General features: G+C 68.1%; 15 protein-coding genes. 3 read left to right on the top strand and 12 right to left on the bottom strand.

What is annotated here, in order from left to right; translation table 11 throughout:
* Positions 1 to 3: 3 nt before the first annotated feature.
* The 5 genes from BAY15_RS09930 to arcA all read right to left on the bottom strand — a co-directional run bounded on the left by BAY15_RS09930 (position 4) and on the right by arcA (position 8552).
* A complete protein-coding gene (locus BAY15_RS09930) occupies positions 4 to 1470 on the bottom strand; it encodes a DcaP family trimeric outer membrane transporter (protein ID WP_068851889.1) in 1467 nt (488 codons plus the stop codon).
* Between the two features lie 40 nt (positions 1471 to 1510).
* Positions 1511 to 2929, bottom strand: coding sequence for an efflux transporter outer membrane subunit (locus tag BAY15_RS09925; RefSeq protein WP_068851886.1), 1419 nt, complete (start codon positions 2927 to 2929; stop codon positions 1511 to 1513).
* Positions 2922 to 6071 carry a multidrug efflux RND transporter permease subunit gene (locus tag BAY15_RS09920; protein WP_068851883.1) on the bottom strand — a complete coding sequence of 1050 codons (3150 nt, stop codon included), beginning with the start codon at positions 6069 to 6071 and terminating at the stop codon, positions 2922 to 2924. Before BAY15_RS09920 ends, BAY15_RS09925 begins: the two co-directional genes overlap by 8 nt.
* On the bottom strand, positions 6068 to 7228 hold the full coding sequence (locus tag BAY15_RS09915; protein ID WP_083214121.1) for an efflux RND transporter periplasmic adaptor subunit: 1161 nt from the start codon (positions 7226 to 7228) through the stop codon (positions 6068 to 6070). Before BAY15_RS09915 ends, BAY15_RS09920 begins: the two co-directional genes overlap by 4 nt.
* A 73-nt stretch (positions 7229 to 7301) precedes the next feature.
* On the bottom strand, positions 7302 to 8552 hold the full coding sequence (gene arcA / locus BAY15_RS09910; protein ID WP_068851877.1) for an arginine deiminase: 1251 nt from the start codon (positions 8550 to 8552) through the stop codon (positions 7302 to 7304).
* Between the two features lie 312 nt (positions 8553 to 8864).
* Here arcA and BAY15_RS09905 point away from each other — a divergent pair, with 312 nt between their 5' ends.
* The 3 genes from BAY15_RS09905 to BAY15_RS09895 are packed head-to-tail and all read left to right on the top strand — an operon-like array spanning position 8865 to position 10400.
* Entirely contained in the window at positions 8865 to 9326 is a 462-nt protein-coding gene (locus tag BAY15_RS09905) for a glycine zipper 2TM domain-containing protein (protein WP_068851874.1), read from the top strand.
* A gap of 15 nt (positions 9327 to 9341) precedes the next feature.
* A complete protein-coding gene (locus tag BAY15_RS09900; protein ID WP_068851872.1) occupies positions 9342 to 9836 on the top strand; it encodes a DUF6491 family protein in 495 nt (164 codons plus the stop codon).
* A gap of 12 nt (positions 9837 to 9848) precedes the next feature.
* A complete protein-coding gene (locus BAY15_RS09895) occupies positions 9849 to 10400 on the top strand; it encodes a YqhA family protein (protein WP_208856091.1) in 552 nt (183 codons plus the stop codon).
* Positions 10401 to 10407: 7 nt separating this feature from the next.
* Here the strand turns inward: BAY15_RS09895 and BAY15_RS09890 are convergent, their stop codons facing one another.
* The 7 genes from BAY15_RS09890 to BAY15_RS09860 form a co-directional block, all read right to left on the bottom strand.
* On the bottom strand, positions 10408 to 12129 hold the full coding sequence (locus BAY15_RS09890) for an alpha/beta hydrolase (protein WP_208856090.1): 1722 nt from the start codon (positions 12127 to 12129) through the stop codon (positions 10408 to 10410).
* Entirely contained in the window at positions 12126 to 13544 is a 1419-nt protein-coding gene (locus tag BAY15_RS09885; RefSeq protein WP_068851866.1) for a basic amino acid/polyamine antiporter, read from the bottom strand. Before BAY15_RS09885 ends, BAY15_RS09890 begins: the two co-directional genes overlap by 4 nt.
* A 13-nt stretch (positions 13545 to 13557) precedes the next feature.
* Positions 13558 to 14982 (bottom strand): basic amino acid/polyamine antiporter, encoded by a 1425-nt coding sequence (locus BAY15_RS09880; RefSeq protein WP_068851863.1) that lies wholly within the window; start codon positions 14980 to 14982, stop codon positions 13558 to 13560.
* Between the two features lie 114 nt (positions 14983 to 15096).
* Complete coding sequence (locus BAY15_RS09875) at positions 15097 to 15765, bottom strand: ATP-binding cassette domain-containing protein (RefSeq protein ID WP_068851860.1); 669 nt, start codon at positions 15763 to 15765, stop codon at positions 15097 to 15099.
* The gene (gene modB, locus BAY15_RS09870) at positions 15755 to 16438 is read right to left on the bottom strand and encodes a molybdate ABC transporter permease subunit (RefSeq protein WP_068851857.1); all 684 of its coding nucleotides are present in this window, start codon (positions 16436 to 16438) and stop codon (positions 15755 to 15757) included. The genes BAY15_RS09875 and modB overlap by 11 nt, the downstream gene beginning before the upstream one ends.
* Positions 16439 to 16441: 3 nt before the next feature.
* On the bottom strand, positions 16442 to 17182 hold the full coding sequence (gene modA, locus BAY15_RS09865) for a molybdate ABC transporter substrate-binding protein (protein ID WP_068851854.1): 741 nt from the start codon (positions 17180 to 17182) through the stop codon (positions 16442 to 16444).
* 64 nt (positions 17183 to 17246) lie between these two features.
* Positions 17247 to 18167, bottom strand: coding sequence for a M14 family metallopeptidase (locus tag BAY15_RS09860; protein WP_068851851.1), 921 nt, complete (start codon positions 18165 to 18167; stop codon positions 17247 to 17249).
* Positions 18168 to 18252: the final 85 nt, after the last annotated feature.

The following is an 18252-nucleotide window of genomic DNA, read 5'->3' as shown; positions in this document are numbered from 1 at the left end:
CTCCTATTTCACGAAGTCGTACTTGAGCGCGGTCTGCAGGCGGAACACATCGCCGCTGGCGCCACTCTGCTCCTGCAGCTTGCCGTACAGCAACTCCGCGCCCCAGCTCCAGCTCGGCGCCGGCTGCCAGATGATGTTGGCGGCGGCGTAGTCGCTGCGGCGGAACACGGTCGGGTCGAGCAGCTGGTCACGTTCCAGATACAACCGGCTGTAGGTCAAGGTGGTGCGCCAGCGCTGCGACCAGTGGTGCGTGTAGCCCAGCCATCCGCCGTACTGCTGCAGCACCTGCAGGTCGCCCTGGGGATCGACCACGCCGTCAAGGTTCAACCCGCCAAGATCGCCAATGAAGGCTGAGATGCCCTGCCCGCCCAGCGCACCGAACACCATGTAGTCGCCATTGTCGCCCCAGCCCCAGGTGCCGCTGAGGGCCAGCCCGCCGGCGGTGGCGCTGTCGCTGCCCTCATTGCTGTCCTGCGCCGAATCGTAGGCCAGGTACCGCAGCAGGCCGGACGCCTGCAGGCTGCCCCAGTCCGCTTCATGCCGGGCGGCCAGCACCAGGTTGGGTGCGGCCGTGCGCGAGCGTTGGGTGGCGCCGTAGAACTGCAGTTCGGGGGCGCGATGCTCGGCCGCGAGGATGAACTGGTTGCCGTTGCCCAGAGGGAAGTACTGGCGGATGCTGGCCACGCGCGCCGACGGCGACGCGCCAGGGCCGGCGAAATCCAGCGTATCCGGGCCCGAATCCAGGTCCATGAAGGCCGACCAGCCAAAGCCCACGTAGGTATTGCCCAGCTGCCCCCACGCATGCCGCAGGCGGTAGCCGTAGCTGCCGCCGGAGCCGAAGAAGTCGTTCTGGATCAGGAAACGCAACTGGCCGGCGCCGGTATCGCGGCGGCCCTCGAGGGTGAGCCGGGTCTGGCGGGCGTGCATGTTGAAGCGGGTGCTGTCGCGGCCGCCATCCACCGGAATGTCGGAAGTGATGAACTGGTCGCTGTCGCCGGCATCGCCGCTGTCGAACATCGCATCGAGCTTGGCGTAGCCACCCAGCCGCAGCCACGTGCCGGTGCCGGGAATGAGGAAGAAACCCTCCAGTTCATCGCCCGGGGGCATTTCGTTGTCCACGCGGGCCGACGCCTGTTCGTCCTCGTCGAAGGTGTCGCGCGCCGGCAGCGGCGACGGCGGTACGTTCAACGCCGCGGGCGACGCCGCGACCAGCGGTGCGGCGGGCACCGATACCGCGCCCGGCGCAGCCGCCGCGGCAGCGGCTGGCGCGGTGGGCGTGGCCGTGGCGGGCGCCGCCTGCGGCGCAGTGGCCTGCCCGGATTCGAGTGCCTGGATCCGCGCGGTGAGCATGTCCACGGTCTGGCGCAGCCGCTGGATCTCCGCGTCCTGGGAAGCGTCGCGGGTCTGGGCGACGATGGCGCCTGGCAGCAGCACGGCGGCCAGGCAGAGGGTTCGGGTGGGAATGCGCATGGAAAACGGCCTCGCTGGGATATCGGGAACATGAAAAGAATCAGTCGACGGGGATCTCCCGCTGGCCCTGGCCGCCGCCCAGTGCGGCGTACAGGTTCACCGCGTCCTGCAGCGCGGCTGCGCGCAGCTGCAGCAGGTTCTGTTCGGCGGCGAAATGGTTGCGCTCGGCATCCAACACTTCCAGGTACGGGGTCAGGCCGACGTCGTAGCGGTCGTGCGCGGTGACCACCAGCGCCTGCTGCACCTCCACCGCGCGGATCTGCGCCTGGATCTGCCGGTCGTTCTGTTCGGCGGCCACCAGCCCGCTGGCCACTTCGCGGAAGGCGTTCTGCACGGTGGACTGGTAGGCCGTCTCCCGCTCGTCGCGGGCGGCGTTGGCCCCGTCGACGCGCGCACGGCGGGCACCCCAGTCGAGCAGCGGCAACACCGCGCCGGCCCCGAACGACCACACCCGGTTGCTGTCCGACACCAGCCCGGACAGCTCGTTGGAGGCGTAGCCGCCCGCGCCGGTCAAGGCGATGATCGGGAAGTACAGCGCCCGCGCCACGCCGATGTTGGCGTTCGCGGCACGCAGCTGGTGCTCGGCCAGGCGCACGTCGGGGCGCGCTACCAGCAGCGCCGACGGCAGCCCGGGGTCGAGCCGGGTGAGCTGCGCGTCGGGATCCAGCGGCAGCCCGGGCGGCAGTGCCGGCGGCAGCGGCGCCCCCACCAGGAACTGCAGCAGCTGCAGCGCCTGGCCCTGGGTGCGCCGCAGCTGCGCCAGCTGCAGTTCGGTCTGGGTCACCAGCGCATAGGACTGGTTGAAATCGATGGAGGACGTGAGCCCGGCGTCCATGCGCAGCTGGGCCAGTTCCAGGGTTTCGTTACGGCTGGCCAGCGACCGCTCCGCCAGCACGATGCCTTCGTCGCTGGCGCGGACGGCGTAGTAGCTGGCCGCGACGTTGGCGACCAGCGACAGTTCCGCCGTGTTCCGGGCTTCCTCGGTGGCCAGGTACTGGCGGCGCGCCACTTCGTTGAGGTTGGCGACGCGGCCCCAGAAATCCAGCTCGAACGACGGGATGCCCACCTGCAGCCCATAGCTGTCCACGGTGACCCGGGGCGCGCCGTCGGCGGCGCTGAGCGGTGTGCGCAGGCGCTGGCCGGAGGCGCTGGCGTCCAACCCGGGCAGGCGCTGGCCGCGCTGGATGCGGAACTGGGCGCGCGCCTGTTCGATCCGCGCAGCCGCGCCGGCGAGGTCGCGGTTGTACACCAGCGCCTTGCCGATCAGGTCGCGCAGTACCGGGTCGTGGAAGAAGTCCTGCCAGGGAATGGCCGGTGCCGCGATACCGCCCATCGTTGACGCCGGGAACCGCGAAGGAACCGGCGCCTCCGGGCGCACGTAGTCCGGCGCGAAGTTGCAGCCGGCCAGCTGGCAGAGTGCCAGCGCCGCCCCCGCACGCCAGAACAGACCGCTACGCATCGGCGTCCTCTTTCGGTACGGGCGCGGCGGGATCGACCGTGCGCGGACGCGCACGCCGGCGCAGCAGGAAGTAGAACAGCGGGGTGAAGAAAATCCCGAACAGGGTGGCGCTGAGCATGCTGCCCAGCACACCGGTACCCACCGCCTGGCGGCTGGCCGCGCCGGCGCCGGTGGCGATCACCAGCGGCACCATGCCCACGATGAAGGTCAGGCTGGTCATCAGGATCGGGCGCAGGCGCTGCTGCGCGGCCTGCAGGATCGCATCGCGCACCGGCACGCCGCGCGCTTCCTCATCCAGCCCGAACTGCACGATCAGGATCGCGTTCTTGGCGGCCAGGCCGATGATGGTGACCAGGCCCACGGTGAAGTACACGTCGGCCGACATGCCGCGTGCGGCGGTGAACACCACCGCGCCGAGGATGCCCAGCGGCACCACCAGCAGCACGATCACCGGGGTCACCCAGCTTTCGTACAACGCGGCCAGCAGCAGGAACGCCACGATGAAGGCCAGGCCGAGCAGCATGCCCACCTGCCCCGACGCTTCGCGCTCCTCACGCGCCGTACCGGTCCATTCGTGGCGCATGCCGGGCGGCAGCACCTCGTCGGCGATGCGCTCCATCTCCACCAGCGCCGCGCCACTGGAGACGCCGGGCGCGCCCTGCCCCGACACCGTGGCCGAGAGGAACCCGTTGTAGCGCTCCACCTGCTGCTCGCCGACCGTCCAGCGCGTGGTCGCGAAGGCGGAGAACGGCACCGACTGGCCATTGCTGCCGATCACCCGCAGGTCGGACACATCCTCGGCGCGCATGCGCTGTTCGGCATCGCCCTGGATGAAGACCCGCAGCACGTTGCCCTGGCGCACGAAGTCGTTGACGTAGGCCGAGCCGAACATGATGCCCAGCGCCTGGTTGACCTGCGACAACTGCACGCCCAGCGCACGCGCCTGGGTGCGGTCGATGTCCACGAACAGCTGCGGGGCACGCGGCATGCCTTCCGGGCGTACGCCACTGAGCCGGTCGTTGGCCGCTGCCCGCGCCGCGATCCCCATGGCCGCCGCGCTCAGGCCGGTACCGCCGACACCGCTGCGATCCTCGATCTTCATGCTGAAGCCGGACGCATTGCCCAACGACTGGATGGCCGGTGGGTTGAGCGCGAACACCTGCGCCTGCGGGATGCGGGTGAACGCGGCGCTCATGCGCGCGGCCAGCGACATCGCGCTGCGCTCGCTGCCGCTGCGTTCGGCCCACGGGTGCAGGTCCACGAAGGACATGCCCACCGCCTGGCCCTGGCCGAAGAAGCTGAAGCCGATCACCGTGGCCACGTTGCGCACTTCCGGCTGCTGCCGCAGGATCGCCTCGGCCTGCTCGGCCGCGGCGCGGGTGCGCTCCATGGTCGCGCCGGGAGCGGCGTTGTACGCCACGAAAATGTAGCCCTGGTCTTCCGTGGGCAGGAAGCCGCCCGGCAGGCGCGCATACAGCAGGCCGGTGATCAGCGTGACCACCACGAACACGCCGATCCACAGCCACGGGCGCACCAGCATGCTGCCCACCCAGCCAGCGTAGCTGCGGCTGCTCTTGTCCAGCCCGGTGTTGATGGCGCTGAACAACCGCCGGCCGGGTCCGCCCTTCCCCACCTGTTCCTTGGCCGGGCGCAGCATCGCACCGCAGATGGCCGGGGCCAGGGTCAGGGACAGAATCGTGGAGACCACCAGCGATACGCTGAGCGTGACCGCGAACTGCCGGTAGATGCCACCGGCCGAACCGGGGAAGAAGCCCATCGGGATGAACACTGCGAGCAGCACCAGCGTAGTGGCGATGATCGCGCCGGACAGCTGCCCCATCGCCTTGGCGGTGGCCTCGCGCGGTGGCAGGTCCTCCTCGCGCATGATCCGTTCGACGCTTTCCACGATCACGATGGCGTCATCGTTGAGGATGCCGATCGCCACCACCATCGCAAACAGCGACAGCAGGTTGATCGAAACCCCGAACGCCAGCAGGCCAAGGCACGCCCCCAGCAGCGAGACCGGCACCACGATGGTGGGCAGGAACACCGCGCGCCAGCTCTGCAGGAACAACAGCACCACGATGGAGACCAGCACCAGCGACTGCAGCATGGTCACCGCCACGCCGTTGACCGATTCGGTGATGAAGGGCGTGGTGTCGAACGGGGTGGTCCACTGCATGCCGTCCGGGAAGCTGGTTTCCAGGTCCTGCATGCGCTGGCGCACGGCGGTGGCGGTGGACAGCGCGTTGGCGCCGGTGGCCAGCGAGACGGCCAGGCCGGCCGTTTCCTGGCCGTTCAAGCGCAGGTTGAAGGCGTAGTTGTCGTTGCCCAGCTCCACCCGCGCCACATCACCCAGCCGCACGGTGGCAGCGCCCGGGGTGGCGCGGATGATCACCTGGCGGAACTGTTCGGGGGTGCTGAAGCGCCCGCGCATGACGATCTGCGCGGTGGTTTCGGTGGACGGCGTGGTCGGCTGCAGGCCGAGGCCGCCGCCGGCCGTCTGCGCGTTCTGCTCACGCACCGCAGCCATCACCTCACCGGGCGAGATGCCGTAGCTGACCAGCTTCTCGCGGTCCAGCCAGATCCGCATCGCGTAACTGGAGCCGAACAGGGTGACATCGCCCACCCCGTGCACGCGGCGCAGTTCGTCGGCGATGTTGCTGTTGGCGTAGTCGCCCAGCTCCAGCGCCGAATAGCGGCCCTTGTCGGACTGCAGCGAGATCAGCATCAGGAAGCCGTTGCTGGCCTGAGTGACCCGCACGCCCATCTGCCGCACTTCATCGGGCAGCCGCGGCTCGACCCGGGCCAGGCGGTCCTGCACCTGCGACCGGGCGATATCCAGGTCGGTACCGCTGCGGAAGGTCACCCGGATCTGCGCCGTGCCGTTGGCGCGGCTGGTGGAGGTCATGAACAGGAAATCGTCCACGCCGCTGAGTTCGTTCTCGATCACCGAGGTCACGGTACGGTCCAGCGTCTGCGCGTCGGCACCGACGAAGGTGGCCGAGATGCTCAGCGAGGGTGGCGCCACGTCGGGGTACTGCTCTACCGGCAGGCTGACCAGGGCGATGCCACCGAACAGGATGGCGAACAGCGCGATCACCCACGCCAGCACCGGCCGGTAGACGAAATAGCCACTCATGGGGCTTTGGCCTTCGCCCTGGGGTCTGCGTCGGGCTGGATCGCCACGGGCTGGCCGGGCTGGATCTTGTGCCAGCCGTCGACAATCACCTTGTCGCCGGGGGTGAGGCCCGACTGCACCACCCAGCGCCCGCCGGCCTGCCCGGCCAGCGTCACCGCGCGACGCACGGCGACGTTCTCGTCATTGACCAGCATCACCGTGGCTTCGTCCTCGCCCACCTGGATGGCGCGCTCGGGCAGGCTGGTGCCGTTACGGATGCTGCCGATGGCCAGGATGCCGCGCACGAACTGGCCCGGCAGCAGCCGGCCATCGGGGTTGGCGAAGCGTGCGCGCAGCGTGCGGCTGCCGGTGGCCGGGTCGATCGCGGTTTCGCTGAAATCGACGACGCCTGCTTCGGGCAGCCGGACATTGCCGTCAAGCAGGATGGTCACCTGCACCCGGTGGTCGTCGCCCACGTCGATGCGGCCGTCGGCCACGCCGCGCTCGAGCTCGTTCATGGCGATGTTGGACGGATTGAAGATCACGAATGCCGGGTCGACCTGATCGATCCGGGTCAGCAGCGTGGCTGCGGCCGCACTTACCAGCGCGCCTTCGCTGACCTGGGCCCGACCGGTGCGCCCTTTGATCGGCGCGCGTACCGTGGCGTGGTCCAGCTGCAGCGTGGCGCGGTCCACCGCCGCCTGCGCTTCCATCAGCGCGGCATCGGCCTGGCGGAACGAGGCCTGCGCCGATTCGTATTCCTGCACGCTCACTGCCTTGCGCTGTACCAGGGTTGACAGCCGCGCACGCAGCGAAGACGTCTGCGCCTTGGCGGCGCGGGCCGAGGCCAGTGACGCACGCGCCTGCTGCAGGCGTGCCTGCAGGTCGCGCGGATCGATCTGGAACAGCGGCGCGTTGGCCTCGACCTCGGTGCCATCGACATACAGCTGGCGCTCGACGATGCCATCGGCGCGCGCACGCACTTCGGCCGAGCGGCTGGCTTCGACCCGCCCCGGCAGTTCCACCAGGTTCGGCACGGCCTGTGCCTTGACCACTTCCACGGCCACCAGCGTGGGCGGTCGCTCGCCGCCGTCAGGCCCACCACCCCGCCCACAGCCGGCGGCCAGCGCAACCGCCGCCAACAGCCATGCACGCGCCATCCATCCAGGGGATTGCATCCTTCCGGCCTCCGCGGTTCGCACGGCAGCGGCGCAGGGCCGGCCGCCGTGACGGGAAATGTCGGCGCAGCGTCTAGAAACTCACCGCGTCGCGGATCAACGGACAGGTCATGCAGTGGCCACCACCGCGGCCACGCCCCAGCTCGGCCCCGACGATGCTGATCACTTCGATGCCCTGCTTGCGCAGGTCGGTGTTGGTCTGGGTGCTGCGGTCGTAGGCCACCACCACGCCCGGCGCCATCGCCACCAGGTTGTTGCCGCTGTCCCATTGCGAGCGCTCGGCCGCGTAACGGTCGCCGCCGGATTCGACGATGCGCAGCTGCTTGAAGCCCAGCGCTTCGGCCACCACGTCGTTGAAGTGCTTCTTCTCGAACACGATCTCGAAGCCCGGCGCCTTGTCGCTGGGATGCAGCGAGACGGTGTGGATCTGGTCGACGATGCCCGGGAACACGGTCACCACGTCGCGGTCGGCGAAGGTGAACACCGTATCCAGGTGCATGGCCGAGCGCAGCTTGGGCATCACCGCCACGATGACCCGCTTGGCCGCGCCGTTCTTGAACAGCGACTGGGCCAGCTGGGTGATGGCGGTGCGCGAGGTGCGCTCGCTCATGCCGATCAGCACGATGCCGTTGCCCGGAATCAGCACATCGCCGCCCTCCAGCGTGGCATTGCCGTGGTCCACGGTGGGGTCACCGAACCAGATCGGGAACTTGGCCTTGGTGAAATCCGGATGGAACTTGTAGATCGCGGTGGTCAGGATGGTCTCTTCATGCCGCGCAGGCCAGTACAGCGGATTGAGGGTCACGCCCTGGTAGATCCAGCAGGTGGTGTCCCGGGTGTACAACGTGTTGGGCAGCGGCGGCAGCAGGTAGCCGACGATGTCCGGCTGGGCGCGCGCGGCCTGCAGCGTGGGGCCGGCGAAGTCGTCCGGCAGGTCGAACACGCTCAGGCCGCCGATCAGGGTTTCGGCCAGCTGCCGCGCCGGCAGCGATTGCAGGTAGGCGCGCACTTCGGCCATGAATTCCACGCCCACTTCGTTGGCGTTGATCTGGTGGTCCAGGATCCAGTTGCGGGCCTCGTCAAGCTCCAGCGTCTCGGTCAGCAGATCGTGCATCTCCACCACGTCCACGCCACGGGCGCGCATCTTGGACATGAAATCGAAATGATCGCGCTTGGCGTTGTCTACCCAGATCACGTCATCGAACAGCAGGTCGTCCTTGTTGCGGGGCGTGAGCCTGCTGTGCGCCATGCCAGGGGCACAGACCATCACCTTCTTGAGGACGCCAACTTCGGAATGAACGCCATAGACAGTTGCACTGGACATTGCGGGCCTCTCCATTTCGCGAAAACAAACAGGGAAAGCGAAGCCTCCGCCTGTCATCGCGGCGGCCACGGGATGTGCTCTCGTTGCGTGCAGAACTAGTCCCGAAAAGGTAAAACCCACGTGAGCGTCGGAATCTGGATAGTGAGCAGAAAGGCCTGTAAATGCTGGATGTGTTGCACTGGTTGGCGCGGCGATTTCTTTCACATCGCCGTTACCGGTCGCGTAGTTAATCGCTGCTCCATGGAGCACATTCCAGGGCCAGGACGGCTGGCCACTTCGCAGTCCCGCGCATTCATTTGATGGAGACACACGATGAAACTTTCCCAGGCAGGCGCCGCGACGGCGCTGTTGGCATCGGCCCTGTTCATGACCGCCTGCGCCACCCACACCACGCCCAGCACGTTCAACCGCTCCGAGGTCGGGCGTGCCCAGGACGTGCAGATGGGAACGGTCCAGTCCATCCGGGCGGTGCAGATCCAGAATGACTCACGTGGCGTGGCCACCATCGTCGGCGCCGGCATCGGCGGCGTGGCTGGCAGCTCCATCGGTGGTGGCAGCCGTGCCAACACCATCGGCGCCATTGCAGGTGCGGCAGCAGGCGGGGCCGCAGGCAACGCGCTTGCCCGCAGTGCACGCAACGGCGTGGAGATCACCGTTCAGCTGGAGAACGGCCGAACCGTCGCCGTGGTCCAGGATGGCAACCCCAACGACTACCGCGTGGGCGACCGCGTGCGGGTCTCCAGCGACGGCGCCACGACCCGCGTCACCCGCTGACACGAAGGAATCGTCATGCGCCACCTGCTGATGACACTGCTCGCCGTGGCCGCCCTCAGCGGGTGTGCCACTACGCCCACGATGACCACCCAGGAACGCTTCAATCTCTACGTGCAACATGCTGGGCCGCCAGTAGCGTCCTTCCAGCTGGCCCGCTTCGTCCGCCAGACGCAGTGGACGCCGCTGGGTGACCGGGCGCTCGCGGTGTGGACCAGCCCCAGCCGCGGGCACCTGCTGGAGCTGCGGGGCCGCTGTACCGGGTTGTCCATCGCCCACACGGTGCAGATCACCAATTCGTTCGGCACCGTCAACGCCCGCTGGGACAGCGTGATCCCGCGGACCGCGAGCGTGGCGATGCCGCAGTCCTGCCGCATCATCCGGATCCGCCCACTGGATGGCACCGCGATCCGCGATGCGCGCCGCGAGATGCGCAACACGATCTACGGTGACCGCCCGGCCGACCTCGTGGAGGACACCGGTCCGGACGTATCTGATCGGTTCGACGACTGAGGACGGAGTGCCATGCCGATGGAGCGCCTGCGCGGCCTGTTCCGCCGCAACGTATCGCGCAGTCTGTTCGATGCGCGATGGATCATGGCGCCGTTCTATTTCGGGCTGGTGGTGGCGCTGTTGCTGCTGCTGTTCGTGTTCCTGCGCCAGCTGGCCAATTACGTGCTGAACATCGCCAATATTGGTCCAGCTGACGCGGTATTGCTGGCGCTGTCGCTGATCGACATGTCGCTGGTGGCCAACCTGCTGCTGATCGTCACCCTGGCCGGCTACGAGAACTTCGTGACCCGGATCGATTCCGGCCAGGAACGCCGGCCGGCATGGATGGGCACGGTCGACTTCGGCGCAATGAAGACCAAGCTGATGGGATCGATCATCGCGATCTCGGCCATCGCCCTGCTGCGGATCTTCATGAAGCTGGAGGAAGGCCTGGTGGTCGAGCCGGAGGTGCTGCGCTGGATGTCGGTCATCCACGGCATGCTGCTGCTGTCGGCCCTCATCCTCGCGATCATCGAACGCCTGTCCCAACAGACCCGCATGCCGCACCCACCCGGCGAGCCCTGAGCGCTGCTCAGCCGCCGGCGGCACTGCGCCGCTGTTCGATCTGCTGGCGACGGCGCGGGTCCAGCAGGAACTGCAGCCGACGGATGTCGCCCGCGCTCCAGCCCGGCGTGCCCAGTACCGCCTGCCAGCCGGCAATGTAGTGCGAGGGCGCGAAGACGTGCCCGTAGCCCATTGGCGTACGGTCGGCCAGCAGCATGTCCAGCGCCAGCTGCAGCATGCTCACCAGCGGGTACCAGCGCACTGCCGGTGACACGTCCGGTGCGCGTGGCTCGGCCATCCAGTCCGGTTGCCGCCACGCGTCATACGGGGTGAAGAAGGTAATCGGGTCGCTGGCGTACTGCAGGTACACCACCCGCATCCGCCCCCAGGGTGCTTCCGCCGGGACCGGGCTGCCGCCCTGGTTCATGAAGCGCACCGCGCGGCTGTCACGGAACACCGGCAGCCATTCGGGCGAACCAGGGTTGCGCTGGTTGGTGGTCTGCCGCCAGGTGCGGGTGGCGAAGGGCGGGCCGCTCCACAACGCGCCGTCGATCGGCGTGTCGATCATGTCGAACAGGTTCACCGAGCGCTCGGAATTCATCGCGCCCAGGCTCAATCCGTGCACGAACAGCCGCGGCCGGGTTTCCACCGGCAAGGTACGCCAGTACGCGTAGATCTCGGCGAACAGAAGCCGCGACGTCTCCTCGCCGTACTCCGGCTCGACCGTCAGTGACAGCGGGCTGGAAAGATAGGAGTACTGCACCGCCACGCTGGCCACGTTTCCATGCAGCAGGTATTCCAGGCTGTCCGCCGCCGCCGGGTCGACCCAACCGGTGCCGGTGGGGGTGATCACCACCAGGTTGGCGCGCTCGAAACCGCCTTGGCGCTGCAGTTCGCGCAGCGCAAGCCGCGCGCGGGCGCGGGCATCTGCGGCCGCCGGCAACCCGGCATAGACCCGGATCGGCTGCAGCGCGGGTCTTCCGGTGAACGCGGCGATGTCCACCGCATCCGGGCCGGCAGTCACGTAATCGCGCCCTGCCCGGCCCATCTGTTCCCAGGCCACCAGCGAGCCCGGCCCACCGGTCGCACCCGGGCGTGTCGGCGCGATGGCATCGGGCGGAATCAACGCATCGGCCTTGCGGAACGAAGCGTCTGCCGCATGCAACGCACCGCGCAGCAGCACGCCATTGGCAATGTTGAAGAACAGCACCGCCGCCACCACGATGCCCAGCAGGCGCGCCACCGGTGCCGGCATCACCCGCCGCGACAACGCCCCCACCCGGCGCGCCACCCAGGCGAACGCGCGGCCCAGCACCAGCAGCACACCGAACACGGCCAGCGCGATCACCAGCAGCCGCAGCGAGAAACTTTCGTCCATCGGCGGCAGGCCCATCACCGCGCGTACCGAATCCTGCCAGGGGCGCACCCACCACACGGTAAGCGTACAGGCCAGCAGGCTCACCCACGGCAGCCAGCGCAGGACCTGCTGCAACCGTCCACGGCCCAGCTCGGGCAGCATCAGGCGCCGCCACAGGGCCGCCAGCGCCACGCCGATGAGGTAGCCCACGCCGAAGCAGACACCCGACAACAGGCCCTGCGCCACGTAACCGCGGGGCACCAGGCTGGGGGTGAGCGAGGCAATGAACAACAGCGCGCCCAGCACCTGCCCGGTACGGCACAGCGGGCCGCGATACGGCGCGGTCAGGCGCGCCAGCACGCTGCGGGACGGGCTGGCCGGTGGTCCGGTCACAGGCGCAGCCAGCCGCTGGCCAGGCCGACGATCGCCGCCACCGCCATCGCGCACAGCAGCAACAGCACCCCCATTTCCAGAGGCCGGAAAGCGATGCCGCGGTGGCGCTGCCAGGCCCAGAACAGCAGCGACCCGGGCACGTACAACAGGCTGGACAGCAGCAGGTAGCGGCTGCCGCCGGCCAGCAGCATCGACGCGGCGTAGACCGTGGCGATGCCGGCAATCCAGCGCATCCGTGCATGGGCAGGCGCATCCACGCCGCCCAGCGACAGCTTCAGCTGGTACGCGGCGACCAGCAGGTACGGCACCAATGTCATCGCGCTGGTCATCTTCAGCGCCAGGGTAAAGGCGTAGTCGGCGAACCAGCTGACCAGCAGGAAGGTCTGGATCACGCCGTTGGTGAGCCACAGCGCGGCGTCCGGAACCCCTGCACGGTTCTCATGGGCAAGCGCACGCGGCATCGCATCGTTGAGCGCGGCCGAGTGCAGCACTTCGGCGGCCAGCAGCGACCAGGACAGGTAGTTGCCCAGCACCGAGATCAACAACCCGATGCTGATGAACAGCGCGCCCCAGCGCCCGGCGATGGCTTCCATCACCCCCGCCATGGACGGGGTGCGCAGTGCGGCCAGGTCGGGGCGCAGCAGGATGCCATAGGACAGGATGGTCACCATCACCAGCAGGCAGAGCACGCCCAGGAAACCGGCCACGGTGGCAATGCCCACATCCTCGCGGCGGCGCGCATGGCGTGAGTACACGCTGGCGCCTTCGATGCCCACGAAAACGAACACGGTCAGCAGCAGCGTGCCCCGGGTCTGCTCCCACAGCGTGCCGGCGCCCGGCGGCTCGCCACCCCACAGGTTCAGCGCGAATACATCGGCACGGAAGCCCAGCACCAGGAACACGATGAACACCGCCAGCGGCACCAGCTTGGCCACGGTGGCGATGGTGTTGATCAGCGCCGCTTCCTTGATGCCGCGCAGGATCAGGAAGTGGAAGCCCCATAGCAGCAACGAGGCGGACAGGATCGCCACCACCGTGGTGCCGTCGCCGAACACCGGGAAGAACTGGCCCAGGGTGGCCTTGATCAGGATCAGGCAGGCCACGTCCGCCAGGCAGCAGCCCAGCCAGTAGCCCACCGCCGAAAGCAGGCCGGCGTAGTCGCCGAACCCTGCTTTTGCATACGCATAGATGCCGGTGTCCAGCTCCGGCTTCAGCCGCGACAGCGACTGGAACACGAAGGCCAGCATCAGCATGCCGGTGCCGGCGATCGCCCAGGCCAGCAGCGCGCCGTTCACCCCGGTGTTGGCGGCGAACGCAGCGGGCAATGCGAAGATGCCCGAACCGATCATCGAGCCAACCACCAACGCGGTCAGCTCCAGCAGCGACAGCTTGCGGCTACCCACGGCGGGGCTCATCGCGGCGTGGTCCTTAGATTTGGATGTAGCCCGTTGCGATCCAGTACACGCCGACGATGGCAGCGATCACCGCCACGGCCAGGATGATGAAATCCGATGCCTTGGTGAAGATCTTTTCGCCCTGCTCGCGCCGCGCCCAGAAGTACAGCAGGCTGCCCGGTGCATACAGTACCGCCGAGAGCACGATGAACTTGATGCCGCCGGCGTACAGCAGGAACGCGGTGTAGATCGTGGCCAGGATCGCCAGGGTCAGGTCACGCCCGCGTTCGTTGGGGCGCTCGTTGTAGGTCTCTCCGCGCCGGGTGATCTTCAACCCGTACGCGGCCACCAGCAGGAACGGAATCAGCGACATCGCGCTGGTCAGGTTGAGCATCAGCGAGAACGCATCGCGCGACCAGTAGGTGGTGATCACGATCAGCTGGATGATGATATTGGTCGCCCACAGTGCCGCCGACGGCACCCCGTTGGCGTTCTCACGGGCGAAGATGGCCGGCATGTCCTTGGTGCGCGCCGCCGCCGACAGCACTTCGGCGCAGATCAGCGACCACGCCAGGTAGGCCCCCAGCACCGATACCATCAGCCCGACGCTGACGAACACTGCACCCCAATGGCCCACCACCGCTTCCAGCACGGTGGCCATCGACGGCTGGCGCATGCCGGCGATGTCGGCCCGCTCCAGCACCGCAAACGGCAGCAGGGTCACCAGCACCATCAGCGTGGTGACCACCAGGAAACCGGTGATGGTGGCCGCACCCACGTCCTTGCGCTCCTTGGCGTAGCGCGAGTACACGCTGGCGCCTTCGATGCCGAGGAACACGAACACCGTGACCAGCATGGTCGCGCGCACCTGTTCGAAGATGCCGCCTTCCAGCCCGCCGCCGTAGAAATTGAACTGGAACACGTCCATCTTCATGGCAAAGGCCATGATCACCAGGAACACCACGATCGGGATGACCTTGGCAATGGTGACGATCTTGTTGATCGCCGCGGCCTGCTGCACACCGCGCAGGATCATGAAGTGGAACAACCAGATGCCGGCTGAGGCCACCAGGATCGCAACTACGGTATTGCCATCGCCGAAGATCGGGAAGAACGCGCCCAGGGTGGATTTGATCAGCACCCAATACGACACGTTGCCGATGCAGCTGCCGATCCAGTAGCCGAACGCGGAAAGGAACCCGGGGTAGTCGCCGAAGCCCTCCTTCGCATAAGCGAACACACCGGCATCCAGATCCGGCTTGCGCTCGGCCAGCAGCTGGAACACGCGGGCCAGGGTGTACATGCCCAGGCCGGCGATCAGCCACGCCACCACCGCACCCAGTGGGCCGGTGGCACCGGCGAAGGTTCGCGGGAGGGAGAAAATACCTGCGCCGATCATGCCGCCGACCACCATGGCGGTAAGTTGCGTGCGCGTCATCTTCACGACGTTCGAGGACATGGCTGGCGTCCACTGGCAGGCTGGAGCATTCAGGATGGAGAGCAAATCGTCAATTCGACGTGAGTGCTTTGCGACTATCCGGAAACCGTCATCCGAGCGTGTTTTGTGCGGTATTCAGCGGTGTTTTGCCTGTCCGTCGACCAGCTCCACCACCTGCTGCCCGAACATCGCCACGTCCACTGGATCGTGGCTGATCAGCAGCAGCGGAATGTCGGTGGCCTCCAGAACGCCCTGCAGTTCCCGGCGCAGGTGATCGCGCAACGCGTGGTCCAGTGCGGCAAACGGCTCGTCCAGCAGCAGCGCCTGCGGGCGTGTCACCAGCGCCCGTGCCAACGCCGTGCGCTGGCGCTGTCCGCCCGACAGCTGGGCCGGCATCATCTGCGCCAGGTGCTCGATGCGCAGTGCCGCCATCCAGCGTTCCACCTCGGGGTCGGCCTCGCGGCGCCGGGGATTGAACCAGCCGCGACGCAGGCCGAACGCGATGTTCTGGCGCACGGTCAGGTGCGGGAACAGGGCGTAGTCCTGGAACACGTAACCCAACCGGCGCTGCTGGGGTGGCAGGTGAATGCCCTGCGCGGCGTCGAACAGCGTCGCACCGCCCAGCCGCACATGGCCATCGTGCGGCCGCAGCAGGCCGGCGATGGCCTTCAGGGTCAGGCTCTTGCCCGCGCCGGAGGGGCCGAACAGCACCACCTGCCGCTGGCTGCACTGCAGCTGCACGTCCAGCGTGAACTGCTGGCCGGGAGCTTCCAGCGTGCGGCGGATATCCAGTTCAAGCCACATCGCGCATCTCCCGGCGGCGCCCGCCGACCAGCCGCGCCGCCGCCAGCAGGATGAGGATGCACACCACCGAGGTGAGGATCACCAGCCCGTTGGCGGTGTCGTCATGCCCGGCCTGCACGGCTTCGTAGATCGCGATGGACAGGGTCTGGGTGCGCCCGGGAATGCTGCCGGCCACCATCAAGGTGGCACCGAACTCACCCATCGACCGCGCGAATGCGAGCAGCAGCCCGGCCAGGATGCCGCGCCAGGCCAGCGGCAGGCTGACCCGCAGGAACAGTGCGAACTCGGAGACACCGAGCGTGCGCGCAGCCTGCTCCAGCTGCCCGTCCACGTCCTCGAACGCCGCGCGTGCCGGCTTGAACACCAGCGGCAGCGAGGCAACGGCAGCGGCGATGACCGCCGCCTGCCAGGTAAACACCAGGTTGATGCCGAAGCTGGACTGCAACCACGCGCCAAGGGGCCCGTTGCGCCCGATCACCACCAGCAGGTAATACCCCAGCACGGTCGGGGGCAGCACCATCGGCAGGGTCAGCAGCGTGTCCAGCAGCTCACGCCCGGGGAAACGGCGCCGCGCCAGCAGCGCGCCCAGCGCCACGCCCAGTACCAGGTTGATCGCGGTAGCCCAGCCGGCCACCTTCAGCGACAACCAGAGCGCGGACCAGTCCAGCGCCATCGATCAGGGCGCGCCGAAACCGTGGCGGCGCAGGATCGCCTGGCCCTGCGGTGAGACCACGAAGGCCACGAAACGGCGCGCTTCCGCCGCGCGGGCGCTGTCCTTGATCACCGCCACCGGGTAGTTGATGGGGGTCTTCAGCGGCACGTCGAAGGCACGCACCACCCGGCCGGGCATGGCCTGGTAATCGCTGGCGTAGACAAAGCCGGCATCCACCTCGCCGCGTGCCACGTAATCCAGGGACTGGCGCACGTTCTGGGTCGTGATGGTCTTGCCTGTCATCGCTTCCCACAACCCCGCGTCCTGCAGCGCGGCGCGGGCATAGCGGCCCACCGGCACGCTGTCCGGATTACCGATCGCCACCCGCTGCACGCCCTTCCCTGCCAGCGCGGCCAAGGACGCGGGGGCATCCCTGCGGCCCGGCGGCACCACCACCACCAGCTGGTTGGTGGCGAAGAACTGGCGGGAACCGGTTTCCAGAAGTCCGCCCTTCGCCGCCTGGGCCATCGTTTCGGTATCGGCAGTGGCCAGTACATCCACCGGCGCGCCGCGCGAAACCTGCTGCAGCAGCACACCCGACGCGGCGAAGTTCAGATCGACCTTCGTTCCGGGATGTGCCGCCTCGTACGCGCTGGCGATGTCACGGAAGCTTTCGGTCAGGCTGGACGCGGCCGACACGGTCAGTTCGGCGGCGGTGGCCGGCAACGCGGCCACCATCAGCAACAGGCACAGCAATCGTTTCATCGGTCAGGTCCCGGAGGGTTGCGCCGATGATAGCCACGGCGGGATGCCCGCCGCGCGAAGACCGTTACCCTGCCTGCAGGGCGAAGTCCAACCCCGCGCGCACGGCAGCCACCTGTGCGGCGTTGCACTCCGTCGGCGTGGTCCGCGGGCTGTCCGGGTACACCTCGGTGGTGGTGGCGAAGCGGGCACTGGTGAACCCCGCGCAGGCGCCGATCGAGCGCGATTCGCCCCACACCACGCCCGGCGACTGCAGCGGCAGCCCGACCAGGTTGCCCTGCGCGTCGGCGGGGGCGATGTGGGTAATGGGGGCCACGGCGGCGATCAGGGCACGCTGGAACGCCGGTTCCGGATTTTCGCTGTTGCCGATCACATAGAAGCCGTCGGGAATCGTTTCCGGGTGCCACGGCTTGCCATCGCGCGAGGCCAGCGCCGGGTCGAACTCATGCGCGTCGCTGTCGGTGGTCTCGTGCAGGTCCAGGTGCACCAGCAGGTCGTCGTTGCGGGCGGCGACCCAGTGCATGAGCGAGGCCGTTTCAACGATGCGGCCACCGTCACGGAAGCTGCGGTTGGGATCGATCGCATCGCGGTTCCAGCGCTGGATGCGTTCGTAGCCCCAGGGGCACACGCAGGGGGCGACGATCAGGTTGATGCGGCCGGCGTACTCCTGCGCGTGGTCGCGCAGGAACTGCAGTGCACCGTGCACGCCGCTGGTTTCGTAACCGTGCACACCGCCGGTGACCAGTGCGGTGGGGAGCGCCGGGTCCCAGTTGCGGGTCTTGGCCAGCAGCAGCGGGTAGGTGTCGGTGATGGCTTCAAGCTGGCCGTACTGGACGATCTCCAGTGCATCGGGCAGCGCATTCAAGGGGGCGACCACGTCGTCGGCGTAGTGGCGCTGCACGACCTGGCGCGCGCGCCATTCCGCGCGCTCGGTATCGCCCCAGGGTTGGCCGGGGGTACCGACGGGGTAGAAATGGGGGGTGGTCATTGGGCGCTCCTGAAACGGTTGCGCCTATTATCACGCATGGCTGTTTTACGTGCGCAGGGTCATGGCTTTGACACGCATGGCTCGT

Source organism: Stenotrophomonas rhizophila (assembly GCF_001704155.1).
Lineage (GTDB): Bacteria > Pseudomonadota > Gammaproteobacteria > Xanthomonadales > Xanthomonadaceae > Stenotrophomonas > Stenotrophomonas rhizophila_A.
This window is presented reverse-complemented; position numbering and strand designations above follow the sequence as displayed.